This window comes from Leucobacter sp. UCD-THU (assembly GCF_000349545.1).
GTDB classification, from domain to species: domain Bacteria; phylum Actinomycetota; class Actinomycetes; order Actinomycetales; family Microbacteriaceae; genus Leucobacter; species Leucobacter muris.
In genome coordinates, this window is sequence record NZ_KB714605.1 from 188828 (window position 1) to 213976 (window position 25149).

36 protein-coding genes and 1 pseudogene are annotated in these 25149 nt (G+C 68.5%); 3 read left to right on the forward strand and 34 right to left on the reverse strand.

Annotation, left to right across the window (positions count from 1 at the left end; translation table 11 throughout):
* Nucleotides 1-2 precede the first annotated feature (2 nt).
* Together H490_RS32925 and glmS are read right to left on the reverse strand one after the other, a co-directional pair.
* Nucleotides 3-278: a hypothetical protein gene (locus H490_RS32925; RefSeq protein WP_017885289.1), complete on the reverse strand. Its 276-nt coding sequence runs from the start codon at nt 276-278 to the stop codon at nt 3-5.
* A 241-nt stretch (nt 279-519) separates the two neighbouring features.
* The gene (gene glmS / locus H490_RS30300; protein WP_017885290.1) at nt 520-2370 is read right to left on the reverse strand and encodes a glutamine--fructose-6-phosphate transaminase (isomerizing); all 1851 of its coding nucleotides are present in this window, start codon (nt 2368-2370) and stop codon (nt 520-522) included.
* 32 nt (nt 2371-2402) lie between these two features.
* Here glmS and coaA point away from each other — a divergent pair, with 32 nt between their 5' ends.
* Nucleotides 2403-3425, forward strand: a complete 1023-nt coding sequence (gene coaA, locus H490_RS30305) for a type I pantothenate kinase (RefSeq protein WP_017885291.1) — start codon at nt 2403-2405, stop codon at nt 3423-3425.
* A 165-nt stretch (nt 3426-3590) separates the two neighbouring features.
* On the opposite strand, the gene H490_RS30310 is transcribed toward coaA, so the two are convergent.
* On the reverse strand, nt 3591-4139 hold the full coding sequence (locus H490_RS30310) for a DinB family protein (protein ID WP_017885292.1): 549 nt from the start codon (nt 4137-4139) through the stop codon (nt 3591-3593).
* A gap of 78 nt (nt 4140-4217) precedes the next feature.
* Here H490_RS30310 and H490_RS30315 point away from each other — a divergent pair, with 78 nt between their 5' ends.
* Nucleotides 4218-5159: a helix-turn-helix transcriptional regulator gene (locus H490_RS30315; protein ID WP_017885293.1), complete on the forward strand. Its 942-nt coding sequence runs from the start codon at nt 4218-4220 to the stop codon at nt 5157-5159.
* A gap of 124 nt (nt 5160-5283) precedes the next feature.
* Here the strand turns inward: H490_RS30315 and H490_RS32775 are convergent, their stop codons facing one another.
* The 6 genes from H490_RS32775 to truA all read right to left on the reverse strand — a co-directional run bounded on the left by H490_RS32775 (nt 5284) and on the right by truA (nt 9841).
* On the reverse strand, nt 5284-5802 hold the full coding sequence (locus H490_RS32775; protein ID WP_051066260.1) for an endonuclease domain-containing protein: 519 nt from the start codon (nt 5800-5802) through the stop codon (nt 5284-5286).
* Between the two features lie 68 nt (nt 5803-5870).
* On the reverse strand, nt 5871-6104 hold the full coding sequence (locus H490_RS32780) for a type IV toxin-antitoxin system AbiEi family antitoxin domain-containing protein (protein WP_152424349.1): 234 nt from the start codon (nt 6102-6104) through the stop codon (nt 5871-5873).
* Nucleotides 6105-6303: 199 nt separating this feature from the next.
* Nucleotides 6304-7653, reverse strand: a complete 1350-nt coding sequence (gene glmM / locus H490_RS30325; protein ID WP_031290369.1) for a phosphoglucosamine mutase — start codon at nt 7651-7653, stop codon at nt 6304-6306.
* Between the two features lie 17 nt (nt 7654-7670).
* Nucleotides 7671-8150 (reverse strand): 30S ribosomal protein S9, encoded by a 480-nt coding sequence (rpsI, locus tag H490_RS30330; RefSeq protein WP_017885295.1) that lies wholly within the window; start codon nt 8148-8150, stop codon nt 7671-7673.
* Nucleotides 8151-8188: 38 nt separating this feature from the next.
* Nucleotides 8189-8635, reverse strand: coding sequence for a 50S ribosomal protein L13 (rplM, locus tag H490_RS30335; protein ID WP_017885296.1), 447 nt, complete (start codon nt 8633-8635; stop codon nt 8189-8191).
* Between the two features lie 294 nt (nt 8636-8929).
* The gene (gene truA, locus H490_RS30340; protein ID WP_017885297.1) at nt 8930-9841 is read right to left on the reverse strand and encodes a tRNA pseudouridine(38-40) synthase TruA; all 912 of its coding nucleotides are present in this window, start codon (nt 9839-9841) and stop codon (nt 8930-8932) included.
* A gap of 204 nt (nt 9842-10045) precedes the next feature.
* On the opposite strand from truA, the gene H490_RS30345 reads away from it, so the two are divergent.
* Entirely contained in the window at nt 10046-11983 is a 1938-nt protein-coding gene (locus H490_RS30345) for an acyltransferase family protein (RefSeq protein WP_017885298.1), read from the forward strand.
* 85 nt (nt 11984-12068) lie between these two features.
* On the opposite strand, the gene rplQ is transcribed toward H490_RS30345, so the two are convergent.
* The 25 genes and pseudogenes from rplQ to rpsS all read right to left on the reverse strand — a co-directional run bounded on the left by rplQ (nt 12069) and on the right by rpsS (nt 25144).
* On the reverse strand, nt 12069-12581 hold the full coding sequence (gene rplQ / locus H490_RS30350) for a 50S ribosomal protein L17 (RefSeq protein WP_017885299.1): 513 nt from the start codon (nt 12579-12581) through the stop codon (nt 12069-12071).
* Between the two features lie 45 nt (nt 12582-12626).
* Nucleotides 12627-13613, reverse strand: a complete 987-nt coding sequence (locus H490_RS30355) for a DNA-directed RNA polymerase subunit alpha (protein WP_017885300.1) — start codon at nt 13611-13613, stop codon at nt 12627-12629.
* 139 nt (nt 13614-13752) lie between these two features.
* Nucleotides 13753-14151 (reverse strand): 30S ribosomal protein S11, encoded by a 399-nt coding sequence (gene rpsK / locus H490_RS30360; RefSeq protein WP_017885301.1) that lies wholly within the window; start codon nt 14149-14151, stop codon nt 13753-13755.
* 48 nt (nt 14152-14199) lie between these two features.
* Nucleotides 14200-14568 (reverse strand): 30S ribosomal protein S13, encoded by a 369-nt coding sequence (gene rpsM, locus H490_RS30365; RefSeq protein ID WP_017885302.1) that lies wholly within the window; start codon nt 14566-14568, stop codon nt 14200-14202.
* A gap of 228 nt (nt 14569-14796) precedes the next feature.
* A complete protein-coding gene (gene rpmJ, locus H490_RS30370; protein ID WP_017885303.1) occupies nt 14797-14913 on the reverse strand; it encodes a 50S ribosomal protein L36 in 117 nt (38 codons plus the stop codon).
* Between the two features lie 67 nt (nt 14914-14980).
* Nucleotides 14981-15202, reverse strand: coding sequence for a translation initiation factor IF-1 (gene infA / locus H490_RS30375; RefSeq protein WP_017885304.1), 222 nt, complete (start codon nt 15200-15202; stop codon nt 14981-14983).
* 176 nt (nt 15203-15378) lie between these two features.
* Nucleotides 15379-16221: a type I methionyl aminopeptidase gene (gene map, locus H490_RS30380; RefSeq protein ID WP_017885305.1), complete on the reverse strand. Its 843-nt coding sequence runs from the start codon at nt 16219-16221 to the stop codon at nt 15379-15381.
* A gap of 3 nt (nt 16222-16224) precedes the next feature.
* The gene (locus H490_RS30385; protein ID WP_017885306.1) at nt 16225-16824 is read right to left on the reverse strand and encodes an adenylate kinase; all 600 of its coding nucleotides are present in this window, start codon (nt 16822-16824) and stop codon (nt 16225-16227) included.
* Nucleotides 16821-18143, reverse strand: coding sequence for a preprotein translocase subunit SecY (gene secY, locus H490_RS30390; RefSeq protein WP_017885307.1), 1323 nt, complete (start codon nt 18141-18143; stop codon nt 16821-16823). Before secY ends, H490_RS30385 begins: the two co-directional genes overlap by 4 nt.
* Nucleotides 18144-18355: 212 nt before the next feature.
* Nucleotides 18356-18817 carry a 50S ribosomal protein L15 gene (rplO, locus tag H490_RS30395; RefSeq protein WP_017885308.1) on the reverse strand — a complete coding sequence of 154 codons (462 nt, stop codon included), beginning with the start codon at nt 18815-18817 and terminating at the stop codon, nt 18356-18358.
* Complete coding sequence (gene rpmD / locus H490_RS30400; protein ID WP_017885309.1) at nt 18814-19002, reverse strand: 50S ribosomal protein L30; 189 nt, start codon at nt 19000-19002, stop codon at nt 18814-18816. Before rpmD ends, rplO begins: the two co-directional genes overlap by 4 nt.
* On the reverse strand, nt 19002-19670 hold the full coding sequence (rpsE, locus tag H490_RS30405; RefSeq protein WP_228407258.1) for a 30S ribosomal protein S5: 669 nt from the start codon (nt 19668-19670) through the stop codon (nt 19002-19004). Before rpsE ends, rpmD begins: the two co-directional genes overlap by 1 nt.
* 23 nt (nt 19671-19693) lie before the next feature.
* Complete coding sequence (rplR, locus tag H490_RS30410; protein WP_017885311.1) at nt 19694-20068, reverse strand: 50S ribosomal protein L18; 375 nt, start codon at nt 20066-20068, stop codon at nt 19694-19696.
* A gap of 3 nt (nt 20069-20071) precedes the next feature.
* Complete coding sequence (rplF, locus tag H490_RS30415) at nt 20072-20608, reverse strand: 50S ribosomal protein L6 (RefSeq protein ID WP_017885312.1); 537 nt, start codon at nt 20606-20608, stop codon at nt 20072-20074.
* A gap of 6 nt (nt 20609-20614) precedes the next feature.
* Complete coding sequence (gene rpsH, locus H490_RS30420) at nt 20615-21013, reverse strand: 30S ribosomal protein S8 (protein ID WP_017885313.1); 399 nt, start codon at nt 21011-21013, stop codon at nt 20615-20617.
* A gap of 117 nt (nt 21014-21130) precedes the next feature.
* Nucleotides 21131-21463 (reverse strand): annotated as a pseudogene (rplE, locus tag H490_RS31405) (50S ribosomal protein L5); the annotation flags it as partial.
* The gene (rplE, locus tag H490_RS0116460) at nt 21364-21918 is read right to left on the reverse strand and encodes a 50S ribosomal protein L5 (RefSeq protein WP_017885315.1); all 555 of its coding nucleotides are present in this window, start codon (nt 21916-21918) and stop codon (nt 21364-21366) included. The pseudogene rplE (H490_RS31405) and the gene rplE (H490_RS0116460), both read right to left, overlap by 100 nt.
* On the reverse strand, nt 21919-22281 hold the full coding sequence (rplX, locus tag H490_RS30430) for a 50S ribosomal protein L24 (RefSeq protein ID WP_017885316.1): 363 nt from the start codon (nt 22279-22281) through the stop codon (nt 21919-21921).
* A 4-nt stretch (nt 22282-22285) separates the two neighbouring features.
* On the reverse strand, nt 22286-22654 hold the full coding sequence (gene rplN / locus H490_RS30435) for a 50S ribosomal protein L14 (protein ID WP_017885317.1): 369 nt from the start codon (nt 22652-22654) through the stop codon (nt 22286-22288).
* Nucleotides 22655-22685: 31 nt separating this feature from the next.
* Entirely contained in the window at nt 22686-22958 is a 273-nt protein-coding gene (gene rpsQ, locus H490_RS30440) for a 30S ribosomal protein S17 (RefSeq protein ID WP_017885318.1), read from the reverse strand.
* A gap of 2 nt (nt 22959-22960) precedes the next feature.
* The gene (gene rpmC / locus H490_RS30445) at nt 22961-23272 is read right to left on the reverse strand and encodes a 50S ribosomal protein L29 (RefSeq protein ID WP_017885319.1); all 312 of its coding nucleotides are present in this window, start codon (nt 23270-23272) and stop codon (nt 22961-22963) included.
* Entirely contained in the window at nt 23272-23691 is a 420-nt protein-coding gene (rplP, locus tag H490_RS30450; RefSeq protein WP_017885320.1) for a 50S ribosomal protein L16, read from the reverse strand. Before rplP ends, rpmC begins: the two co-directional genes overlap by 1 nt.
* A gap of 2 nt (nt 23692-23693) precedes the next feature.
* Nucleotides 23694-24452: a 30S ribosomal protein S3 gene (gene rpsC / locus H490_RS30455; RefSeq protein ID WP_017885321.1), complete on the reverse strand. Its 759-nt coding sequence runs from the start codon at nt 24450-24452 to the stop codon at nt 23694-23696.
* Nucleotides 24453-24456: 4 nt separating this feature from the next.
* Nucleotides 24457-24837 carry a 50S ribosomal protein L22 gene (rplV, locus tag H490_RS30460; RefSeq protein ID WP_017885322.1) on the reverse strand — a complete coding sequence of 127 codons (381 nt, stop codon included), beginning with the start codon at nt 24835-24837 and terminating at the stop codon, nt 24457-24459.
* A 25-nt stretch (nt 24838-24862) separates the two neighbouring features.
* Nucleotides 24863-25144: a 30S ribosomal protein S19 gene (rpsS, locus tag H490_RS30465; protein ID WP_017885323.1), complete on the reverse strand. Its 282-nt coding sequence runs from the start codon at nt 25142-25144 to the stop codon at nt 24863-24865.
* Nucleotides 25145-25149 lie beyond the last annotated feature (5 nt).

Here is a 25149-nt window from a genome sequence, read left to right on the forward strand (position 1 = left end):
TCTCATGACGTCTCCGATCCCTGTTCCGCCGCCGGAAGGCCCGGCTGCGGCGATGATGCGAGCGTACTCCGAGCCTCCGACATCGCGGCGCCCCGGGCGCTCGCGGGGCCCTCCGATGCCGCTGCCGCCCCTGCCGACTCGACGATCACGAAGGCCGTCGCGACGCCGGCGTCGTGCGTCATCGACAGGTGCGCGCGATCCGCCCCCCGCTCCGCGAGCGCGGCCGCCAGCGCGGGCGTCGGCGCGAACGACGGCGCTCGATCCTCGTCGCGCACCACCTCGAGATCGTGCCTTTTCGAATCGATTTTGGGAAGAGCAGNGGCCGCGGAAAAACTTCTTCGAAAAGGCGAGGGGCAGATCCCGCTCACCGGGCGCGAACAGCCGCGCTCGCAGCGTCGGGGTGCGTTCGAGCTGACGCCCGAACCGCGAGATGTCGACGGTGTCGACGCCGATCCCCCGAATCATGCAGCCCCTGGTCTCCGACGGTTCCGACTTGCTTCGTGCGGTCGAGCGACGGGTCTATTCGACCGTCACCGACTTCGCGAGGTTGCGAGGCTGGTCGACGTCCAGGCCCTTCACCGTCGAGAGCTCCAGCGCGAACCACTGCAGCGGCACGACCTGCAGCAGCGGTTCGAAGAACGCGTCTGCGAGCGGCAGGCGGATCACGTCGTCGGCGAACGGCAGCACCGCGGTGTCGCCCTTCTCGACCACCGCGATCACCCGCGCGCCGCGCGCCCGGATCTCCTGGATGTTCGACACGACCTTCGAGTGCATGAGCGGCGAGGTGCGCGGGCTCGGCACGAGCACGAACACCGGCTGCCCGTGGTCGATGAGCGCGATCGGGCCGTGCTTCAGCTCGCCCGCGGCGAAGCCCTCGGCGTGGATGTATGCGATCTCCTTGAGCTTCAGCGCGCCCTCGAGCGCGACCGGGAAGCCCACGTGGCGGCCGAGGAACAGCACGGAGCGCGTGTCGGCCATCCAGTGCGCCAGCTGCGCGATCTGCTCGTGAGTGTCGACCGCCTCGCGCACCTTGGCGGGCAGCTCTTCGAACTGCGCCACGGCCTGCGCCGAGACCTCGTCCGAGAGGGTGCCGCGCACGCGGCCCAGGTGCAGGCCGATGAGATACAGCGCCGTGATCTGGGCGATGAAGGCCTTGGTCGAGGCGACGGCGACCTCGGGGCCGGCGTGCGTGTACACGGCCGCGTCGGACTCGCGCGGGATGGTGGCGCTCTGCGTGTTGCACACCGAGACGGTGGTCACGCCGCGCTCGATCGCATACTTCACGGCCATGAGGGTGTCCATCGTCTCGCCCGACTGGCTCACCGAGATGACCATCGTGCGATCCGAGAGCACGGGATCGCGGTAGCGGAACTCGTGGCTCAGCTGCACCTCGACGGGGATGCGGGCCCACTGCTCGATCGCGTAGGCCGCGACCTGGCCGGCGTACGAGGCCGTGCCGCATGCGATGATGATGATGCGCTCGATGCCGCGCAGGCGCTCGTCGCCCAGCTCGGTGAGCTCGGGGATCTCGACGCCGGTCTCGGAGATGCGGCCGCGCACGGTGTTCTCGACCGCGTCGGGCTGCTCGTTGATCTCCTTCGCCATGAATGACGACCAGCCGCCCTTGTCGGCGGCCTCGGCGTCCCACTGCACCTCGTACTCCGAGAACTCGACCGGGTTGCCGGCGAAGTCGGTGATGCGCACCTCTTCGGGGGTGATGATCGCGATGTTGTCCTCGTCGACCGCGACGGCGCGCCGGGTCGAGGAGACGAAGGCCGCGACATCGGAGCCGAGGAAGTTCTCGCCCTCGCCGATGCCGACCACGAGCGGCGAGTGGTGACGCGCGGCGACCACCTTGCCGGGCTCGTCGCGGTGCATGGCGAGCAGGGTGAAGGTGCCGCTGAGTCGCGCGACCACTGTGCGGAAGGCGGTCTCGAGGTCGCCCTGGCGCGCCACCTCGCGGCCGACGAGCGCGGCGACGACCTCGGTGTCGGTCTCGCTGATCAGCTCGAGGCCGTCGGCCTCGAGCTCGGAGCGCAGCTCGGCGAAGTTCTCGACGATGCCGTTGTGGATGAGCGCGAGCTTGCCGCCGTCGCCCAGGTGGGGGTGGGCGTTCGCGTCGGTCGGGCCGCCGTGGGTCGCCCAGCGGGTGTGTCCGATGCCCGTGCCGGCCGCCTGCACGGGATTGACCTCGAGCAGCTCTTCGAGGCGCGCCAGCTTGCCGGAGCGCTTGCGGACGGCGATCTCGCCGCCCTCATCGATCACCGCGATGCCCGCGGAGTCGTAGCCGCGGTACTCGAGACGCCGCAGACCAGTGATGAGCGCCTCAACCGTATCGTTGGGGCCGACATATCCGACGATTCCACACATGAGCCCAAGTTTAGTGGCACGATGGATGAACAATGGCCGAGTACAGCACCCCCGACCCTGCGCGTGTCGAAGAAGCCCCGCGGGAACCCGCAGATGTGAGCACCGACACCCAGGCGCTCATGCGCCCCGAGTTCACGTCGCCGTTCACCGAGATCGACCGCGCCGAGTGGGCACGGCTGGCCGGCGAGACGCCGATGCCGCTCACGGAGGAGGAGGTCGACTCCTTCCGCGGTCTCGGCGAGCCGCTCGACCTCGCCGAGGTGTCCGAGGTGTATCGGCCGCTGAGCCGGCTCATCAACCAGTACGCGATCGCGACCCGCGAGATGCACCAGCGCACCCGCGGTTTCCTGCAGCGCAACGGCGAGCGCCAGAGCCCCTTCGTGATCGGCATCGCGGGCTCCGTGGCGGTCGGCAAGTCGACGGTGGCCCGCATCCTGCGGGATCTGCTGGCGCGCTGGCCCGAGACCCCGAGCGTGCAGCTCGTCACCACCGACGGCTTCCTCTACCCCACCCGCGAGCTCGAGCGCCGCGGCATCGTGCACCGCAAGGGCTTTCCCGAGTCGTACGACCGGCGCGCGCTGCTGCGCTTCGTCTCGCAGGTGAAGGCCGGCGTCGAAGAGGTGCGCGCGCCCGTCTACAGCCACCTCGTGTACGACATCGTGCCCGACGAGTTCACGATCGTGCGGCAGCCCGACATCCTCATCGTCGAGGGCCTCAACGTGCTGCAGCCCGCTTCGATGCAGCACCCGCTCGCGGTGAGCGACCTCTTCGACTTCTCGGTCTACGTCGATGCCCGGGTCTCCGACATCCAGCGCTGGTACCGCAATCGCTTCCTGCACCTGCGCGAGAGCGCCTTCTCGAACCCCCGCTCGCACTTCCGCCGCTTCGCCACCCTGAACGACGAGGCCGCGAGCGCGATCGCCGACGAGTTCTGGAACAACATCAACGAGCCGAACCTGGTCGAGAACATCCGGCCGACGCGGGCGCGCGCCACGCTGGTGCTGCGCAAGGAGTCGGATCACCGCGTGCAGAAGGTGCTGCTGCGCAAGCTGTAGGGATCCGGCCTTCCGTCCTCCGCCCTTCACCTCCCTGCGTCCTCCCCAGCACTTCCCGGCCCTCACATCCTCATTTCCCTTCGATATGGGATCTGCCGTCGATATGCCGCTATCGGCCGGATTCTCCATATCCACGGCAGATCCCATATCCACAGCAGCCCGCCCTTAGGCCATGCTCTGCGCCCCGTCGATCGACTCTCGGATGATGTCGGCGTGCCCGGCGTGCTGCGCGGTCTCCGCGACGATGTGCAGCAGCGCACGGCGGATCGACCACGCCACGTCGGTGTTCCAGGGCGCCTTCGGCAGCTCGTATGCCGTGTCGAGGGACGGCTCGGATCGCACGAGCCCGTCGACCTCGCTGGCGACCTCCTCGTAGGCGGCGAGCACGCCCTCCAGCGTCTCGCCTGGCTGCAACTGGAACTCCCTCTCGCGCTCGGCGAAGTCCTCAGCGGTCCACTCGGAGAACGGCTTCTGGCCCTGCGTCATCGCTTCCGCTCCGCCGTGGATGAACCGGGCCCAGCCCTGCTCGACCGCCGACACGTGCTTGATGAGGCCCCCGATCGAGAGCGTGCTCGCCGTGGGCTGCAGGGCGGCCTGCTCGGTGGTGAGGCCGCGGGAGGTGTGCCGCAGGAAGAAGCGCGCGTGGGCGAGGCTCGCGAGCAGGTCGGCGCGCTCGCCGTGGAGCGGCGCGGGAGACGTGTCGGTGCTGTGCATAGTCTGGTCCTTTCGACGGGGTGTATCACCTACGCTAGAAGCAATAGCGGTCAGTTTCTGTCCCTGATAGGAGTGCACATGGCAGGCACCGGATCTCGGGCGCTGAGTCTGCTCGCACTGCTGCAGGAGCGGGGCTTCTGGGCCGGTGCGGATCTCGCCTCCCGCCTCGGAGTCTCGCTGCGCACCCTGCGTCGGGACGTCGACCGCCTCAGAGAGCTGGGCTATCCGGTGCGCGCCGACCCCGGCGTGGGCGGCGGCTACCGGCTCGATCCCGGCGCTTCGCTGCCGCCGCTGATGCTCGACGACGCCGAAGCCGTGGCCGTGGTCGTCGGTCTCCTGCTCTCTTCGCAGTCTCCGATCGCCGACACCGCCGAGACCTCGGCCCGGGCGCTCGCGAAGGTGGTGCCCGTGCTGCCGGCCCGCCTGCACGGCCGTGTCGAGGCGCTGCGCGCGGCGACGGTCAGCGCCGAGTCGCCGTGGTCGAGCACCATCGACCCGGGCACGCTGGTCGCGGTGGCGCGCGCGTGCCGAGACGACGAGCGCATCGTCTTCGGCTACACTTCCGCCGAGGGCGCAGAGACGTCTCGCCGGGTCGAGCCGCACCGCCTCGTCATGCTCGCCCGGCGCTGGTACCTCGTGGGCTACGACCTGGGCCGCGGCGACTGGCGCAGCTTCCGTCTCGACCGCATGAGCGAGGTGGCCGGCACGGGTGAGCGCTTCAGGCAGCGCCGACTGCCGGGGGATGCGGATCCCGCGGCCTTCGTGCGAGCCGGCGTGCACGGGCGATCCGAGGTGACCGTCGTCGCGGAACTGGATCGGCCGGCCGTCGAAGTGCGCCCACACGTCGGCCGGTGGGCGACGGTGATGGCCCTCGGGGATCGCTGCCGGATCGAGGTGGAGGCCTCGTCGTTCGACTGGGCGGTCTTCGTGGTGGGCCTCTCCGGGGCGCGGGTGATCTCGACCGAGCCGCCGGAGTTCGCCGCCCTGCTGCGCGACTGGGCGGGTCGCCTCGCCGGGTGATCCGCCCCTCGACCGACGGTACGGCACCTGCCGTCGATCTGGGATCCGCCGAAGATATGCCGCCCCCGCCCGGATTCTCCATATTCACGGCAGATCCCATATCGCCGGTCGCAGTCCGATCCGGTCACGCCAGGTGCAGGCCCTGGGCGACGGCTTCCATGACGAGCGTCTGCACCTCGGGCCAGCGGAACATCACCTGTTCGTATCCGACGCGGAGCACCGAGTAGCCGCGCAGCCGCAGCACGGCATCGTGGCTGATGTCGCTCGTGCGCTGCCGGCCCGCGTGATGGGAGCCGTCGATCTGCAGCACCAGCCGTTCGCCGATGAGGAAGTCGATGCGGTGCCCGTACAACCAGGGCTGCCAGACGATCCTCAGCCGGAGCCAGCGCAGCCGCAGCCGTACGTACGATTCGAGCCCGGAGTCCGCGAAGGGGGTGGTCTGCGCGAGCACCGTCCGCGCGGTGCCGTCGAGCGGCAGCCGTTCCAGCGCGGCGCGGTCCACGAGGTTGCGGTTCAATGCCGAGTCCCAGGCCGCTACGGCGTCCTCGCGCGGCTGGCAGTGCGCGATGATGCCGAGCACGTTCTCGACGCGATCCACGAGAGTGAAGGGGTCACGCGGGATCAGCGGCTTCCCGTAGTGCAACCTGGCTCCATCGGGCCTGACCTCGGCCCCCGGTCGCGGCACGGCGAAGTGCCCCGGATCCGCCTCTCTCACCCAGATCCCGAGCCGGCGGGCCTGGGTGAGGCGCAGCTGAGCATCAGCCCGGAGCGAGCGGCGAAGACCAGAGCGGGATCGGCTTGGGGCGAGGCCACCCAGCCGCGCCTGATCCTCAGCAGGCGACCGGCCGACACGGCGCAGGCCACACGATGCTTGCTCACCCCGCTCTCGAGGAGGGTGCGGGTGCGCATGACGCCATCGTGGGAGGCGAGGATCTCTCGAAGCATGGCCTCAGTCTGGACGATGCCCGCCCGCCGAAAGCCCGGAACCACGAATCTGTGGAGAACCGGCCTCACCGGGGGTGAAACTGCCGCCTGTGAGCGAGGTGCGCAGATATGGAAACTGCCGTGGATATGGAGTTTCCGAAGGAAACCACCGTATCCACGGCAGATCTCATACCGTAGACCACCCGGCAAGGCCAGCCGCTCAGACCGCCAGGCGATCCTTCACGATGGCCGCCAGGTCGTCGGCCAGGCGCTGCGCCTGATCCTCGTGCTCGGCCTCGACCATCACACGCACCACGGGCTCGGTGCCGGAGGGGCGCAGCAGCACCCGCCCCTTGCCGCCCAGCGCGATCTCGGCCTGGTGCACGGCCTGCTGCAGCAGTTCGTCGCCGGCGACGCCCGAGCGGTCGACGCCGCGCACGTTCACGAGCACCTGGGGGTACACCGTCATGCACCGCGCGAGCTCGGCGAGCGGCTTGCCGCTGCGCACCACCTCGGCTGCGAGGTGCAGGCCGGTGAGGATGCCGTCTCCGGTGGTCGCGTAGTCGCTCATGATGACGTGGCCCGACTGCTCGCCTCCCAGCGAGTAGCCGTGCTCGTTGATGGCCTCGAGCACGTAGCGGTCGCCCACGCCGGTCTCGACCACGTCGATGCCGTTGTCGGCCATCGCGAGCTTCAGGCCGAGGTTCGACATCACGGTGGCGACCAGCGTGTTGCGCTCGAGTCTGCCGCGGCCCGACATGGAGAGCGCGAGGATCGCCATGATCTTGTCGCCGTCGACGACCTCTCCCGAGCCGTCCACGGCGAGGCAGCGGTCGGCGTCGCCGTCGTGGGCGATGCCGAGGTCGGCCCCGTGCTCGCGCACGGCCGCGATGAGCGGTTCGAGGTGCGTGGATCCCACGCCGTCGTTGATGTTGAAGCCGTCGGGATCGTTGCCGATCACCGTGACCTTCGCGCCGGCGTCGGTGAAGACGTCGGGCGAGATGCCGGCGGCCGCGCCGTGCGCGCAGTCGAGCACGACGTGCAGGCCCTTCAGTCGCACGCCCTCCAGCGTGCCGAGCAGGTGCACGAGGTAGCGGTCTTCGGCGTCGGCGAAGCGGCGGATGCGTCCCACCTCACGGCCGGTGACCGCGATCGCGGGCCCGCCCATGGCGGCCTGGATCTCGTCTTCGATGTCGTCGGCGAGCTTGCGGCCCCCCTCGGCGAAGAACTTGATGCCGTTGTCGGGGGCCGGGTTGTGCGAGGCCGAGACCATGACCCCGAAGTCGGCGCCCGTGTCGGCCACGAGGTAGGCGGCGGCGGGGGTCGGGATCACGCCGGCGTCGAGCACGTCGACGCCGGCCGCGGCGAGGCCGGCGGAGACGGCGGCGGCGATGAACTCACCGGAGACGCGCGGATCTCGCGCGACGACGGCGACAGCGCGACGGCTCTCGCCCCGGGCTGAACGCCCGAGAACGAGAGCCGCTGCGTGAGCGAGGTTCATGGCCAGCTCGGCGGTCACATCGACCCCGGCCAGACCACGAACCCCGTCGGTGCCAAAGAGGCGTCCCATGCGAGGGTGCTCCCGGCTTAGCGCTTCGAGTACTGAGGCGCCTTGCGGGCCTTCTTGAGGCCGGCCTTCTTGCGCTCCTTGATGCGGGCGTCGCGGCTCAGGAAGCCGGCCTTCTTGAGCGTCGGGCGGTTGTGCTCGGCGTCGATCTCGTTCAGCGCGCGGGCGATCGCGAGACGCAGGGCGCCGGCCTGGCCGGAGGGCCCGCCGCCGACGATGCGGGCGATCACGTCGTACGAGCCGCCGAGCTCGAGCACGGTGAAGGGGTCGGTGATGAGCTGCTGGTGCAGCTTGTTCGGGAAGTACTCGTCGAGCTCACGGCCGTTGACGGTCATCTTGCCCGAGCCGGGCACGAGGCGCACGCGGGCGATGGCCTGCTTGCGGCGGCCCACGGCGGCACCAGGAACGGTGAGCGCGGGGCGGGGGGTCGAGGCGGTGGCCTGCGAGGCGGGCGTCTCGGTGGTGTAGCTCTCGGGGGCCACGGTCTGCTCTTCAGTCACTGTGCAGTCTCTCTCTGAATGTCTCGTCGGCGCCGCGGTTACTGCGCGACCTGGCCGAAGGTGTAGGGGGTGGGCTGCTGCGCCGCGTGCGGGTGCTCTGCGCCCGCGTAGACCTTCAGCTTGCGGAACTGGTCGGCGCCGAGGGAGTTCTTCGGCAGCATGCCGCGGATGGCCTTCTCGACGGCGCGCTCGGGGTTCTTCTCGAGCAGCTCGGTGTAGCTGATCGAACGCAAACCGCCCGGGTAGCCCGAGTGGCGGTAGGCCTTCTTCTTGGCCGCCTTGTTGGCGGTCAGGACGACCTTGTCGGCGTTGATGATGACGACGTAGTCGCCCATGTCCATGTGGGGGGCGAACGTCGGCTTGTGCTTGCCGCGGAGCAGGGCTGCGGCGTGCGAGGCGAGGCGGCCGAGCACCACATCGGTGGCGTCGATGACGAGCCAGTCGTGCTTCTGCTCAGCGGCCTTCGGCGAATACGTGCGAGTCACTATCGTGCTGCTTTCTGTCGAATTGGAGGTGTTCGTGGATCCCGCTCCGTTGCCCGGTCCCCTGCGGGTGCGCGAGCGTTGGAGGGCTCAACAAATCGGGTGCTTGCGCACCAAGGATCTACTTTAGCACAGCTTGGCCGATGGGCCGAGGGGCCGCGGTTCGGGATCCGGGACTGCGGGATCCGAGGGCGCTCCGCCCGAGCACTCCGGCGAGCACCGGCCGCGGCTCACCGCCGCCGATCCGGACCGCACGCCGCCGCCGGCGCCGATCCCGCGTTCCGGTCCGGTACCGCCTCAGCCCGCGTCGAGCGGATCCCGACGCGCCCGCGTCTGCTCGGCGCGCAGCGCGAGTTCGTCGTCGGCGGGATAGGCGATCTCCTCGAGCGAGAGCCCGTGTGCGGGCATCACGGTGAAGCGGCTCGACCGCTCGCGGGCGTCGCGCAGCGCCAGGAGCTCGTCCTCGCCGATCCGCCCGCTGCCCACGGCGACGATCGCGCCTACGAGCGCGCGCACCATCGAGTGGCAGAAGGCGTCGGCCTCGATGCGGGCGGCGTAGGCGGCGTCCTCGGTCTCGCGCCACTCGAAGCAGAGCAGGTCGCGCACGGCGGTGGCTCCCTCGCGGGCCTTGCAGAAGGTGGTGAAGTCGTTGAGACCGAGCAGCTCATCGCTGGCGCGCTGCATCGCGGCGAGGTCGAGGGGCTTCGGCACCTCGGCGGTGAACCGCGCGGTCAGGGGATCTCGGCGCATTCCCTCACCCCGCAACCGGTATTCGTAGCGTCGGCGCAGCGCCGAGAAGCGGGCGTCGAACGCGGCGGGCACGATCCTGGCCGAGTGGATCGCGATGTCGGGGGCACCGCGCTGCAGCACGCCGTTCAGCTTGCGCGCGCGGGTGGCCGACTCGGCGGCGGCGTCGCGCCGCGCATCGGGTCCGCGGCGCGCGCTCCACTTGGCGAGCTGCTCGTGCGTGACGTCGAGGTGCGCGACCTGACCGCGGGCGTGCACGCCGGCGTCGGTGCGACCGCCGACCGTGAGCCGCACTCGAGCACCGGCGCCGGTGCGCAGCAGCACGGCGATCGCCTCCTCGAGCTCGCCCTGCACGGTGCGCAGCCCCGGCTGCGCCGCCCACCCCGAGAACTCGGTGCCGTCGTAGGCGAGGTCGAGGCGCACCCTGGTGAGGGCCGCACGGGGTTCGGGATCGATGGTCACCCCTCGATCCTGCCAGACGCCCGTCCGGGCCCCGTTCAGGCCGGGCCGACGGCCGACGGCTGATCCGCCCGCCCCGACCCGCCCGCTCGGCCCCGAGCCGACCCGGTCCGGGCCGGTCCGCTCGGCCGAAGCCACGGGTTCGCTCCCGGGCCCGCCGCGTAGAATGGTCGGATGCGCGCGCACCCGCGCCGCCGAAGGACCCCCATGCCCCAGCCTCAGACCAGACCCGCCCCGCGAACCGCCCGATTCGGCGGTCTCGACGGGCTGCGTGCCATCGCTGTCGGCCTGGTGCTCTGCTACCACCTCTTCCCGCCCCTGCTGCCGGGCGGTTTCCTCGGCGTCGACGTGTTCTTCGTGATGAGCGGCTTTCTCATCACCTCGCTGCTGCTGCGCGAGTACGAGCTCGGCGGGCGCATCCGTCTCGGCGCGTTCTGGCGCCGACGCGCCCGCAGGCTGCTGCCGGCCCTCGGTCTCGTGCTGCTCGTGAGCACCGCGCTCGCGCTGCCGGTCGGCGGCGATCTGCTGGTCGGGATCGGGCAGCAGATCGCGGGCGCCGCGTTCTTCGTGAGCAACTGGGTCTTCATCGCGAACGGAGCGGACTACTTCGCGCGGGACACCCCGGAGCTCTTCCGCAACATGTGGTCGCTCGCCATCGAGGAGCAGTTCTACATTGTGCTGCCGCTCGTCGTACTGCTGCTCGTCAGGCTGCGCTCGCGCCCGTCCCGCGCGATCCCGCTCGCCGCCCTCGGTCTCGCATCCGCGGCGCTGATGTTCGAGCTGTCGCGGGCCGGCGTCGATCCGACCCGCATCTACTTCGGCTCCGACAGTCACACCTTCGGCCTGCTGCTGGGAGCCGCGATGGCCGCCGTGCTGCACCGGCCCGAGGCCTCAGAGGTGCTGAATCCGGGCCCGCTGCGCCAGCTCGCCGCGGCCGCGGCGGCGCTCGCCGGGCTGGCCGTGCTCGGTTGGCTGGCCGCGACGCTCTCCGAGGGCAGCCCCGCCAGCTTCCAGTGGGGCTTCCAGCTCGCGACGGCGGCTGCGCTGCTCGTCGTGTGGGCGGTGACCCGGCCGGGGGCGTGGGTCGGCCGTGCGCTCGATGCGCCCCCGCTGCGGTGGGTGGGCGAGCGCTCCTACGGCATCTACCTGTGGCACTGGCCGCTGCTGCTCATCTGCGCGGGCGCCCTGGGGCCCGACCTCGAGTGGCTCGTGGCTCCGCTCGCCCTGGCCGCGACCGTCCTCGCGGCCGCACTCTCCTACCGCTTCGTGGAGCAGCCCGTGCGCCGCTTCGGGCTGCGCCGATCGCTGCGCATGCTCGTGCGCGTGGGCGATCACACGCCTCGACGGCGGTTCGTCGCGATCGGCTTGGCGGCCGTGGTGGCCGTGGCCGCACCCGCGGCGGTCGTCGCGATCGTGACGGCGCCGCAGCAGAGCTCCGCAGCCGAGGCGATCGCGCGCGGCCAGGAGGCTCTCGAGCGCAGCCGCGCCGCGCAGCAGGCCGACGAGGGGCGCAGCGGCCGAGGCGAGCGCTCGGAGGGCGCCTCGGAAACCGGGAAGACCGAGAACCCGGCTCCGGGGAAGGGCTCGGGCGGCGGGGCGAAGGAGCAGTCCGCGGAGCCGGCGCCCCTCTCCCCCGACGGCCGCGACCTCGTCGCCGTGGGAGACTCGGTGATGCTCGCGAGCCTGCCCGAGCTCGAGGCCGCCTACCCGGGCATCTCGATCGACGCGGCCGTGTCGCGGGGCATGGGAACGGGTGCCGAGATCGTCACCGGCCTCTCGTCGCAGGGCTCGCTGCGCGGCGTGCTCGTCGTCGGGCTCGGCACGAACGGCCCCGTGCAGGCCGAAGACCTCGACACGATCCGCGCGAGCGCCGGCACGAGGCCCGTCGTGCTGGTCAACGCGCACGCCGATCGCGACTGGATCCCCAGCGTCAACCAGCTGCTCACCGACTACGCCGCGGCGCATCGCGGAGTCGTGGTCGCCGACTGGACGGGTTCCGTCACCGGCGTGCCCGACGCGCTCGCGGGCGACGACATCCACCCGAACCCGAGCGGCGGCGAGATCTACGCGGGCTCCGTGCAGCGCGCGCTCGAAGAGCTGCAGAGCCCCGGCGAGGGCATCGGCTTCGGGCTCCCCCGCCGCTGAGGGCTCTTCCCGTCCCGCAGACAGCGAAGCGCCCCGCGATCCTCAGCGGATCGCGGGGCGCTTCAGCAGTGCGAGCGCGAGTGCCTTACTCGGCCTTCTCCTCGGCGGGAGCCTCGGTCTCGGCGGTCTCCTCGGCGGGGGCCTCCTCGACGACCTCGGTCTCCTCGGCGGGGGTCTCGACGACCTCCTCGGCCTTCGGCTGCTCGGCCGCGGCCTTCTTCGCCTTGGGCTTCGGGCTGACGGGCTCGAGCACGAGCTCGATCACCGCGAGGGGAGCGTTGTCGCCCTTGCGGAAACCGGTCTTGACGATGCGGGTGTAGCCGCCCTCGCGGTTCTCGACGAGCGGAGCGATCTCGGTGAAGAGCTCGTGCACGACGCTCTTGTCGAGGATCTGACGCATCACGCGACGGCGGGCGTGCAGGTCACCGCGCTTGGCGAAGGTCACGAGGCGCTCGGCCACGGGCTGCAGGCGCTTGGCCTTGGTCTCCGTGGTCTGGATGCGCTTGTGCTCGAAGAGCTGCGCAGCCATCTGGTTCAGCATGAGGCGCTCGTGTGCGGGGCCGCCTCCGAGGCGGGGGCCCTTGTTGGGCTTGGGCATTGTTTACTCCAGTAAGTATGCGATCAGGCGAGCAGTGCCGGATCGTTAGTTGTTGTCGTCTTCGTAGCTGTAGAACTGCGCACCGTCGAAGCCGGGCACGGCGTCCTTCAGCGAGAGGCCCATCTCGGTGAGCTTGTCGCGCACCTCGAAAACGGACTTCTGGCCGAAGTTGCGGATGTTCATCAGCTGCGCCTCGGAGAGCGCAACGAGCTCGCTCACCGTGTTGATGCCCTCGCGCTTCAGGCAGTTGTAGCTGCGCACCGAGAGGTCCAGATCCTCGATCGGGATCGAGAGCTCGCCCTCGGCGACGACCTCGACCGGCGCGGGGCCGATCTCGACGCCCTCGGCCGCGGTGTTGAGCTCGCGGGCCAGACCGAAGAGCTCGACCAGCGTGGAGCCGGCCGACGCGATCGCGTCGCGGGGGCTGATGGCGGGCTTGGTCTCGACGTCGACGACGAGGCGATCGAAGTCGGTGCGCTCACCGGCGCGCGTGGCCTCCACGCGGTAGGTGACCTTGAGCACCGGCGAGTAGATCGAGTCGACCGGGATCCGGCCGACCTCGGCGTCCTCGTTGCGGTTCTGAGCGGCCGACACGTAGCCGCGGCCGCGCTCGATGGTGAGCTCGAGCTCGAACTGCGCGGTGTCGCTGAGGGTCGCGATCACGAGCTCGGGGTTGTGCACCTCGACGCCCGCGGGAGCGGAGATGTCGGCGGCGGTCACCTCGCCCGCACCCGTCTTGCGCAGGTAGGCGGTGATCGGCTCGTCGTGCTCACTCGAGACGACGAGATCCTTGATGTTGAGGATGATCTCGGTGACGTCCTCGGTCACGCCGGGGATCGTCGTGAACTCGTGGGCGACGCCCTCGAAGCGCACGCTGGTGACCGCGGCGCCCGGGATCGAGGAGAGCAGGGTGCGGCGCAGCGAGTTGCCGAGCGTGTAGCCGAAGCCGGGCTCGAGCGGCTCGATGGCGAAGCGCGAACGGTACTCGGAGATCGATTCTTCAGTCAGAGTGGGTCGCTGTGCAATGAGCACGGTGTGTGGTCCTTTCGCTGGAGTCCGCTATATGACTCATGCGTGATGTTGAAAGGAGCCCAGGTCAACGGGGGTGCGTCCTGGGCCGTCGCCCCGAAGGGCGACAGTCGCGCCGCGCGAACGCGGCGCGACTATAGGCTCAGACGCGACGACGCTTCGGCGGCCGGCAGCCGTTGTGCGTCTGCGGCGTGACGTCGGTGATCGACCCGACCTCGAGGCCGGCGGCCTGAAGCGAGCGGATCGCGGTCTCGCGGCCCGAGCCCGGACCCTTCACGAAGACGTCGACCTTCTTCATGCCGTGCTCCTGCGCCTTGCGCGCGGCCGACTCCGCGGCGAGCTGCGCGGCGAACGGGGTCGACTTGCGCGAGCCCTTGAAGCCCACGCCGCCCGAGGAGGCCCAGCTGATCACGGCACCGGTGGTGTCGGTGATCGAGACGATCGTGTTGTTGAACGTCGACTTGATGTGGGCCTGGCCCACGACGACGTTCTTCTTGTCCTTGCGACGCGGCTTACGAGCCGCGGTCTTGGGTGCAGCCATTGAGTGTTCTCCTGAAAAGCTCTGTGTGTTCGGTCAGTGAACCGGCGGTTACTTCTTCTTGCCGGCGACGGTGCGCTTCGGGCCCTTGCGGGTGCGAGCGTTCGTCTTGGTGCGCTGACCGTGCACGGGCAGGCCCTTGCGATGACGGAGACCCTGGTAGCTGCCGATCTCGACCTTGCGGCGGATGTCGGCGGCGACCTCGCGGCGGAGGTCGCCCTCGACCTTGAAGTTGCCTTCGATGTAGTCGCGGAGCGCGACGAGCTGGTCGTCGGTGAGGTCCTTGACGCGGATGTTGCCGTCGATGCCGGTGTCGGCGAGGGTCTTCAGCGCGCTGGTGCGGCCGACGCCGTAGATGTAGGTGAGTGCGATCTCGACGCGCTTATCGCGCGGGATGTCGACTCCTGCGAGACGTGCCATGTTGGCTCTCCTTGCGGATCGTGGAGGTTTGGTGCGCATCGGGGGTTCGGGCCTCCGCCCCGAGGTGTCCCCCGCGCCTCTCCCGGCTCGGTGCCGGGTCGGTGCGGGTTCTTCGATGCGCTGGATCAGTTGTTGAGTTGTGTTGCTGTCGTTCCGCGACCCTGGAGCGGCTGCCGAATCCGGATCGGATCCCGCGGCTCGCCCCGCTCGCGCGGAATGACGATCTGCTTAGCCCTGACGCTGCTTGTGGCGCGGGTTGCTCTTGCAGATCACCATGACGCGGCCGTGACGACGAATGACCTTGCAGTGATCGCAGATCGGCTTGACGCTGGGCTTGACCTTCATGATGTTTCCTTAATGGTTCGCTGTCCTCGTACTCGCGGGGCGCCGCGAGCCGTTACTTTCCAGCGACCTACTTGTAGCGGTAGACGATGCGGCCGCGGGTCAGATCGTAGGGCGTCAGCTCCACGATCACGCGATCCTCGGGGAGAATGCGGATGTAGTGCTGGCGCATCTTTCCCGAGATGTGAGCGAGTACCTTGTGTCCATTGGTCAGCTCGACGCGGAACATCGCGTTCGGCAGAGCCTCGACAACCTGTCCCTCGATCTCGATGACGCCGTCTTTCTTCGCCATAGCCTCACTATCGCTTGCGTAGGTGTGTGCTGGTCTTGCGAATGCCCCTCGTCCGTCTCGCGGGCCCGAGCCGTGACGGCAACCGGGAACGCAAAAACAGGCGCAAAGCACCAAAGATCAAGCGTACCCGGGCGTGGCGCATTTGTAAACCCGGGGTTTACGACACGCCGGGCGGGTTACGGGATGGGGACGGGCGTGATCCCGAGGGGTACGAGGCCGCTGGCACCGCCGTCCTCGGCGGTCAGCACCCAGATGCCCCGGTCGTGCACGGCCACGGTGTGCTCCCACTGGGCGCTCATCGATCCGTCGGCCATGGTCACGGTCCAGTCGTCGTCCTCGACGACGGTGTCGATGCCGCCCGCCGAGATGATGGGCTCGATCGCCACGACGAGCCCCGGCTTCACCTCGGGGCCGCGCCGTTTCACGGGAACGTTGAAGACCGGTGGATCCTCGTGCATGCTGCGGCCGATGCCGTGGCCGATATAGTCCTCGAGCACGCCGAAGTCGCTGTGCGAGCGCACGTAGCCGGAGACCGCCTCGCCCACCTCGTTGAGGTGGGCGGCCGACGCGAGCCGGGCGATGCCGCGCCACATGGCGGCCTCGGTGACCTCGCTGAGCTTCTCGAGAGCGGCGGTGTGCTCGGGGCGGGCGGGATCCGGGATCACCGCGGTGATCGCGGCGTCGCCGTTCCAGCCCTGCACGACCGCGCCGGCGTCGAGCGCGACGATATCGCCGGGCTCGAGGGGGCGGTCGGTGGGGATGCCGTGCACGACGTGCTCGTTGACGTTGGCGCAGATGGTGTGGCGGTAGCCGGGCTCGAGCATGAAGTTGGGGGCTCCCCCGCGCGAGCGGATCGCGTCCTCCGCGATCGCGTCGAGCTCGAGCGGGGTGATCCCCGCGCGCACCGCGTCGCGCATGGCCGCGAGGGCGGCGCCGGTCGCGAGGCCCGGCTCGACCATCAAGCGCAGCTGGGCCGGCGACTTGTAGATGGAGCGGCGCAGGATCCCCCGACGGGCCACGGTTTAGCTCTCCACCGGTGCGGCGAGCTTCGACTCGAGGCCCTCGGCGATGCGGGCCGCGACCTCCTCGACGGTGCCGAGCCCGTCGACGGTGACGAGGATGCCTCGCTCGGAGAACAGTTCGATGAGCGGGGCCGTCTGCTGCGCGTAGACCTGCTGACGGTGACGGATCACGTCTTCGGTGTCATCGGCGCGGCCCTCGATCTCGGCGCGCTTGAGCAGGCGGGCGACCACGGCGTCGACGTCGGCCTCGAGCAGCACGACCGCGTCGAGCGACGAGCCCTCGAGCATGCCGTCGAGAGCGTGCACCTGGTCGACGGTGCGGGGGTAGCCGTCGAGCAGGAAGCCCGCCGCCGCATCGGGCTGCGCGAGGCGATCCTGCACGATCTCGTTGGTGAGCGAGTCGGGCACGAGCTCGCCCTTCTCGATGATCGCCTGCACGCGCTTGCCGAGCTCGGTGCCGCCCTTGATGTTGGCTCGGAAGATGTCGCCCGTCGAGATGGCGGGCACGCCGTAGCGCTCCGCGATCGCGGCGGCCTGGGTGCCCTTGCCGGCTCCGGGGGGGCCGATGATGAGCAGGCGGGTGGTCTGGGTGTCGGTCACTTGAGGAGCCCTTCGTAGTGGCGCTGCTGCAGCTGGGCGTCGATCTGCTTGACGGTCTCGAGGCCGACACCCACGATGATGAGGATCGAAGCGCCGCCGAACGGGAAGTTCTGGTTGGCTCCGAAGAATGCGAGCGCGATGAGCGGGATCAGCGCGATGACGCCCAGGTAGAGCGAGCCGGCGCTGGTGATGCGGGTGAGCACGTAGTTGAGGTACTCGGCGGTGGGTCGGCCGGCGCGGATGCCGGGGATGAACCCGCCGTACTGCTTCATGTTGTCGGCGACCTCTTCGGGGTTGAACGTGATCTGCACGTAGAAGAAGGTGAAGCCGATGGTGAGCAGGAAGAAGACGAGCATGTAGATCGGCTGGTCGCCGTAGACCAGGTTGTTCTGGATCCACACGACCCAGGCCTTCGGCTCCTCGCCGATCTGGGGCTGGTTGAACTGGGTGAGCAGCATCGGCAGGTACAGGATCGCGGAGGCGAAGATGACCGGGATCACGCCCGCCATGTTGACCTTGATCGGGATGTAGGTGCTGCTGCCCCCGTAGGTGCGGCGGCCCACGACCCGCTTGGCGTACTGTACCGGGATGCGGCGCTGCGACTGTTCGACGAACACCACGGCCGCCACGACGACGAGGCCGACGGCGAGCACCAGGAAGAACACTTCCCAGCCCTTCGACTCCTTGATCATCCACATGGCGCTCGGGAAGGTCGCGGCGATCGAGGTGAAGATGAGCAGCGACATGCCGTTGCCGATGCCGCGCTCGGTGATGAGCTCGCCGAACCACATGATGAGGCCGGTGCCGGCGGTCATCGTGATGATCATGATGAGGATCGCCCACCACTCCTGCGAGACGAGGTTCTGGCAGGCCTGGTTGGAGACGGCGCCGAAGAGCTGGCCGGAGCGCGCGACCGTGATGAGGGTCGTCGACTGCAGCACGGCGAGCGCGATGGTGAGGTAGCGCGTGTACTGGGTGAGCTTGGCCTGGCCGGCCTGGCCCTCCTTATGCAGCGCCTCGAAGTGCGGGATCACCACGCGCAGCAGCTGCGTGATGATGGAGGCCGTGATGTAGGGCATGATGCCCAGCGCGAAGATCGACAGCTGCAGCAGCGCGCCGCCGCTGAACAGGTTGATCATGTCGTAGAGGCCGGAGGTGCTGTTCGCGTTCGCCGCCAGGCAGGCCTGGACGTTGTTGAAGTCGACGAACGGTGCCGGGATGAATGAACCGAGTCGGAACAGCGACACGATCGCGAGCGTGAAGACGATCTTCCGTCGCAGATCGGGAGTCCGAAAGATCCGTCCGATGGCGCTGAACAAAATCTGCCTCCTGGGAACGTCGTGAGGGCCTTCGCCTGACGACGAGAACCGATTGCACCAGCCTACATGTCGGTTGGGGCGTGAAAAACGGGGATCCGCCGAGCGGGATCCCTCAAAAGATAAAGCGGGGGTGGGCGGAGCAGCACGTGTGCCGACTCCGCCGCGCCCCCGCTACCCGAGTCATACCCGAGTGTTCGAGTCCTGACGGACCCTTACTTGATCTCTCCGCCGGCGGCGACGATCTTCTGCTCTGCCGAGCCGGAGACCTTGTCGACCGAGACGGTGAGCTTCACCTGCAGGTCGCCGTCGCCCAGCACCTTGACGGGCTGGTTCTTGCGCACGGCGCCCTTGGCGACGAGATCGTCGACGGTCACGTCGCCACCCTGCGGGTAGAGCTCTGCGAGCTTGGCGACGTTGACCACCTGGTACTCGGTGCGGAACGGGTTCTTGAACCCGCGCAGCTTCGGGGTGCGCATGTGCAGCGGCATCTGCCCGCCCTCGAAGCCGGCCTTCACCTGGTAGCGAGCCTTGGTGCCCTTGGTACCGCGGCCTGCCGTCTTGCCCTTCGACCCCTCGCCGCGACCCACGCGGGTCTTGGCCTTCTTGGAGCCGGGAGCCGGACGGAGGTGGTGCGCCTTGAGCACCTGCTCGCGCTCCTCGTTGTTCTCGCTCATGCGTCGATCTCCTCAACCTCTACAAGGTGAGCGACAGCGCGCACGTAGCCGCGGTTCGCCTGGGTGTCCTCACGAACGACCGACTGGCCGATCTTCTTGAGGCCGAGGCTGCGCAGGGTGTTGCGCTGGTTCTGCTTCTCACTGATAACGGACTTCGTCTGCGTAATCTTCAGGCTCTTCGCCATTACGCACCTGCCTTTGCCTTCGCGGCAGCGTCGGCCGCGGCCTTCGCCTCGGCGCGCACGATGCGGGCCGGGGCGACGCGGTCGAAGTCGAGACCGCGGCGGGCTGCGACGGAGCGGGGCTCCTCGAGCTGCTGCAGCGCCTCGACGGTCGCGTGCACGATGTTCAGGGTGTTCGACGAGCCGAGCGACTTGCTCAGCACATCGTGGATGCCGGCGCACTCGAGCACGGCGCGAACCGGGCCACCGGCGATGACACCGGTACCGGCAGCGGCCGGGCGCAGCAGCACGACACCGGCAGCGGCCTCGCCCTGCACGGGGTGCGGGATGGTGCTGCCGACGCGGGGCACGCGGAAGAAGTTCTTCTTGGCCTCCTCGACACCCTTGGAGATGGCGAGGGGCACCTCCTTCGCCTTGCCGTAGCCGACGCCGACGGTGCCGTTGCCATCGCCCACCACGACGAGCGCGGTGAAGCTGAAGCGACGGCCGCCCTTGACGACCTTCGAGACGCGGTTGATGGTGACGACGCGCTCGAGGAACTGGCTCTCGTTGCGGTCGCGTCCGCCGCGCTCGCCACGGGTCCCGCGATCACGGCTGCCGCGACGCTGCTCGCGGGGCTCGTTGCGGTGATCCTGAGCCGGGGCCTCGGCGGCCTGAGTCTCAGCAGACACTTCCTGCTCCTTCGTTTCGTTGCTCACAGCGCCAGCCCCCCTTCGCGAGCGCCATCGGCGATCGCGGCGACACGGCCTGCGTACTTGCTGCCGCCGCGGTCGAAGACGACAGCCTCGACACCGGCGTTCTTGGCGCGTTCGGCGACGAGTTCGCCGACCTTGCGCGCCTTGGCGGTCTTGTCACCGTCGAACGAGCGCAGATCGGCCTCCATCGTCGAAGCCGAAGCGACGGTGACGCCCTTCGAGTCGTCGACGATCTGGACGAAGATGTGGCGCGCCGAACGGTTCACGACGAGGCGGGGACGCGCCTCGGTGCCGACGATCTTCTTGCGCAGGCGGGTGTGGCGGCGGATACGAGCAGCCGTACGACCCTTAGCCCGAGATACTGAAGCGGCCATGGGTTACTTACCAGCCTTTCCTGCCTTGCGGCGGACGTTCTCGCCCGCGTAGCGAATGCCCTTGCCCTTGTAGGGCTCCGGCTTCTTCAGCTTGCGGATGTTGGCGGCGGCCTCGCCGACCGCCTGCTTCGAGATGCCGCTCACGGTGATCTTCGTGTTGCCCTCGACTGCGAGCGAGATGCCCTCGGGAGCATCGACGTTGACCGGGTGCGAGAAGCCGAGGGCGAGCTCGAGGCCCGTGCCCTTCTGCTGCACGCGGTAGCCCGTGCCCACGACCTCGAGCTGCTTGGAGTAGCCCTCGGTGACACCGATGATGTTGTTGTTGATGAGCGTGCGGGTGAGACCGTGCAGCGCTCGGGAGTCGCGCTCGTCGTCGGGACGGGTGACCAGAACCTGGCCGTCCTCGAGAGCGACGCGGATCGGCTCGGCGACGACGAGCGACAGCTCGCCCTTCGAACCCTTGACCGTGACCTTCTGGCCCTCGATCTTGACGTCTACACCACCGGGAACGGTGATGGGAAGCTTACCAATACGTGACATGACGGCTTACCACACGTAAGCGAGGACTTCCCCGCCGACGCCCTTCTGCTCGGCCTCGCGGTCGGTGAGGAGCCCCGAGGAGGTGGACAGGATCGCGATGCCGAGGCCGCCGAGCACGCTCGGGATCTCGGCGGAGCGCGCGTATACCCGGAGGCCGGGCTTGGAGACGCGCTTGATGCCCTCGATGGAGCGCTCGCGGTTCGGGCCGTACTTCAGCGACATGGTGAGGGTGGTGCCGACGCGAGCCGCCTCCACCTTCCAGTCCTTGATGTAGCCCTCGCGCTTGAGGATCTCAGCGATCCGCTCCTTCAGCTTCGAGCCGGGGAGCGAAACGTCGTCATGATGCGCAGAGTTGGCGTTGCGCAGCCGGGTCAGCATGTCTGCTACCGGATCAGTCATCGTCATGAGTGACTCTTCTTTCTCGCCTGGTATCACACACCGTTACACGGGGTGCGACCTGGGTGACACACGGATCGGGTGCCCGGGAAACTCCCGGACACCCTCTCCGCTTGGACTATTCAGTTATTCCGACTTGAAGGGGAAGCCGAGCGCCTTGAGCAGCGCGCGACCCTCGTCGTCGGACTTCGCGGTGGTGACGACGGTGATGTCGAAACCACGCACCCGATCAATCTTATCCTGATCGATCTCGTGGAACACACTCTGCTCGGTCAATCCGAAGGTGTAGTTGCCGTTTCCGTCGAACTGCTTGGGCGAAAGGCCGCGGAAATCGCGGATTCGCGGCAGTGCGAGGCTGATCAGGCGATCGAGGAACTCCCACGCGCGATCACCGCGGAGGGTGACGTGCGCGCCGATGGCCTGGCCCTCGCGCAGCTTGAACTGCGCGATCGACTTGCGNTCTTATCCTGATCGATCTCGTGGAACACACTCTGCTCGGTCAATCCGAAGGTGTAGTTGCCGTTTCCGTCGAACTGCTTGGGCGAAAGGCCGCGGAAATCGCGGATTCGCGGCAGTGCGAGGCTGATCAGGCGATCGAGGAACTCCCACGCGCGATCACCGCGGAGGGTGACGTGCGCGCCGATGGCCTGGCCCTCGCGCAGCTTGAACTGCGCGATCGACTTGCGGGCCTTGGTCACCATGGGCTTCTGGCCGGTGATCTTGGTGAGGTCGGCGATGGCGCCCTCGATCACCTTGCTGTCGCGAGCCGCGTCGCCGACACCGGTGTTCACGACCACCTTGACGATGCCCGGAACCTGCATGATGTTGGCGTAGTCGAACTCCTCGCGCAGCTGCGGAACGATGTCGCTCCGGTACTTCTGCTTGAGACGGGGCTGAACCTTGGTCTCAGTCATTTAGAGGTCCTTCCCAGACTGCTTGGCGTAGCGCACGCGAACGGTCTTCTTCTTGCCGTCCTTCTCGACCTCCTCGACGCGGAACCCGACGCGAGTCGGCTTCTTCGTCTCGGGATCGACGATGGCGACGTTGGAGACGTGGATCGGGGCCTCGACGGTCTCGATGCCGCCCTCGCGGGTGCCTCGATCCGACTGGCCGACGCGCACGTGCTTCGTGACGTAGTTCACGCCCTCGACGACCACGCGGTCGCTTTCGGCGAGCACCTCGATGACGCGCCCCTGCTTGCCCTTGTAGCCGCCGCGATCCTGCGACGGGCCCGAGATGACCTCGACGAGGTCACCCTTCTTGATCTTTGCGCCCATAGGACTAGATCACCTCCGGTGCGAGCGAGACGATCTTCATGAACCGCTTGTCGCGCAGCTCACGGCCGACCGGCCCGAAGATACGGGTGCCGCGGGGCTCCCCGTCGGCCTTGAGGATGACGGCTGCGTTCTCGTCGAAGCTGATGTACGAGCCATCGGCACGACGGGTCGACTTGCGAGCGCGGACGACGACGGCCTTGACCACGTCGCCCTTCTTCACGTTGCCGCCGGGGATCGCGTCCTTGACGGTCGCGACGATCGTGTCGCCGAGACCGGCGTAACGACGCTTCGAGCCCCCGAGCACACGGATGGTGAGCAACTCCTTGGCGCCGGTGTTATCGGCGACCTTGAGTCGGGATTCCTGCTGAATCACTTGTTACTCCTTCAGTCAGTAAGCGCGAGGCTTACTTCGCCTTCTCGAGGATCTCGACCAGACGCCAGCGCTTGGTGGCGCTCAGCGGACGGGTCTCGTGGATGAGCACGAGATCGCCGATGCCGGCGGTGTTCTGCTCGTCGTGGGCCTTGACCTTCGACGAACGGCGCATGACCTTGCCGTACAGCGGGTGCTTCACGCGGTCCTCGACCTCGACGACGATGGTCTTGTCCATCTTGTCGCTGACGACGTAGCCGCGGCGAGCCTTACGGTAGCCGCGCTGTTCCTTCTCGACCTCAGCCATTCTTAGGCCTCCTTCGTCTCAGCGGCGGCGTCCGCCTGCTCGGTCTTCTTGCTGCTCTTCTTCGCCTTCGCGGGAGCAGGGGCGGCCGCCGGGGTGACCCGGAGGCCGAGCTCGCGCTCGCGCAGCACGGTGTAGATGCGAGCGATGTCGCGCTTCACCTGGCGTACGCGGCCGTGGCTCTCCAGCTGGCCGGTGGCCGACTGGAAACGAAGGTTGAAGAGCTCGGCCTTGGCCTTCTTGAGCTCCTCGGCCAGACGCTCGTCCTCGAAGCTATCGAGTTCGGTGATGGCCAGTTCTTTGGTACCGATCGCCATTACGCGTCGCCCTCCTCGCGCTTGATAATACGGGCCTTGAGCGGCAGCTTGTGGATCGCGCGGGTCAGCGCCTCACGAGCGAGCTGCTCGTCGACGCCGGCGACCTCGAAGAGCACGCGGCCCGGCTTGACGTTGGCCACCCACCACTCCGGCGAGCCCTTACCGGAGCCCATGCGGGTTTCCGCGGGCTTCTTGGTGAGGGGACGGTCGGGGTAGATGTTGATCCACACCTTGCCGCCGCGCTTGATGTGACGGGTCATCGCGATACGAGCGGACTCGATCTGACGGTTGGTCACGTACGCGGGGGTGAGGGCCTGGATACCGAACTCGCCGAAGGCGACCGTGTTGCCGCCCTTCGACTGACCGCTGCGGCTGGGGTGGTGCTGCTTGCGGTACTTGACTCGACGGGGAATCAGCATGCTTACTTCTCCGCTCCTGCTGCAGCGGGTGCAGCCTCGGCCTGAGCGCCACGGGGCGCACGGCGACGATCGCCGCGGTCGCGCGACGGCTTCTGGGCCGCCTGCTCGCGAGCGAGTTCCTTGTTGGTGAGATCGCCCTTGTAGATCCAGACCTTCACGCCGATGCGGCCGAAGGTGGTCTTCGCCTCGTAGAAGCCGTAGTCGATGTTCGCGCGCAGCGTGTGCAGCGGCACACGACCCTCGCGGTAGAACTCCGAACGGCTCATCTCGGCGCCGCCGAGGCGGCCGGAGACCTGGATGCGGATGCCCTTGGCGCCCGCGCGCTGAGCGCCCTGCAGGCCCTTGCGCATCGCGCGGCGGAAGGCCACGCGTGCGGCGAGCTGCTCGGCGATGCCCTGCGCGACGAGCTGGGCGTCGGCCTCGGGGTTCTTGACCTCGAGGATGTTGAGCTGGATCTGCTTGCCGGTGAGCTTCTCGAGGTCGGCGCGGATGCGCTCGGCCTCGGCGCCGCGGCGGCCGATGACGATGCCGGGACGCGCCGAGTGGATGTCCACGCGGACGCGGTCGCGGGTGCGCTCGATCTCGACGCGCGAGACGCCGGCGCGATCGAGCTGCTTCGTCAGGTGCTGGCGGATCTTGATGTCCTCGGCCAGGTAGTCGGCGTAGCGCTGACCCTTCTTGGTCGAGTCCGAGAACCAGCGCGACACGTGGTCGGTGGTGACCCCGAGGCGGAAGCCGTAGGGATGAATCTTCTGGCCCATACCGTTAGGCTCCCTTCTTCGCGGCCGCGAGCTCGTCGGCGGTCTGCAGAATGACCGTGATGTGGCTCGTGCGCTTGTTGATGCGGAATGCGCGACCCTGTGCGCGGGGGCGGAAGCGCTTGAGCGTCGCGCCCTCGTCGACGAAGGCGCGAGCCACGACGAGCTCGTCCTCGTTGAAACGCAGGTTCTCGTTATCGGCCTTGACGCGCGCGTTCGCGATCGCCGAGGCGACGAGCTTGAACACGGGCTCTGCGGCGGCCTGCGGGGCGAACTTCAGGATGGCCAGGGCCTCCTGGGCGTTCTTACCGCGGATCAGGTCAACAACGCGACGGGCCTTCTGGGGGGTGATGCGGATATGACGCACGCGTGCGATCGACTCCACCATTTCTCTTCCTCCTTCACGTCACCGCTTAGCGGCGACGGCCCTTCTTGTCGTCCTTCACGTGACCACGGAAGGTGCGGGTGGGCGCGAACTCGCCCAGCTTGTGACCCACCATGGTTTCGGTGACGAACACCGGGATGTGCTTGCGACCGTCGTGCACCGCGATCGTGTGGCCGAGCATGGCCGGGATGATCATCGAGCGGCGCGACCAGGTCTTGATCACGTTCTTGGTGCCGGCTTCGTTCTGGGCAACCACCTTGTGCAGCAGGTGGTTGTCGACGAAGGGGCCCTTCTTGAGACTACGAGGCATCTTCT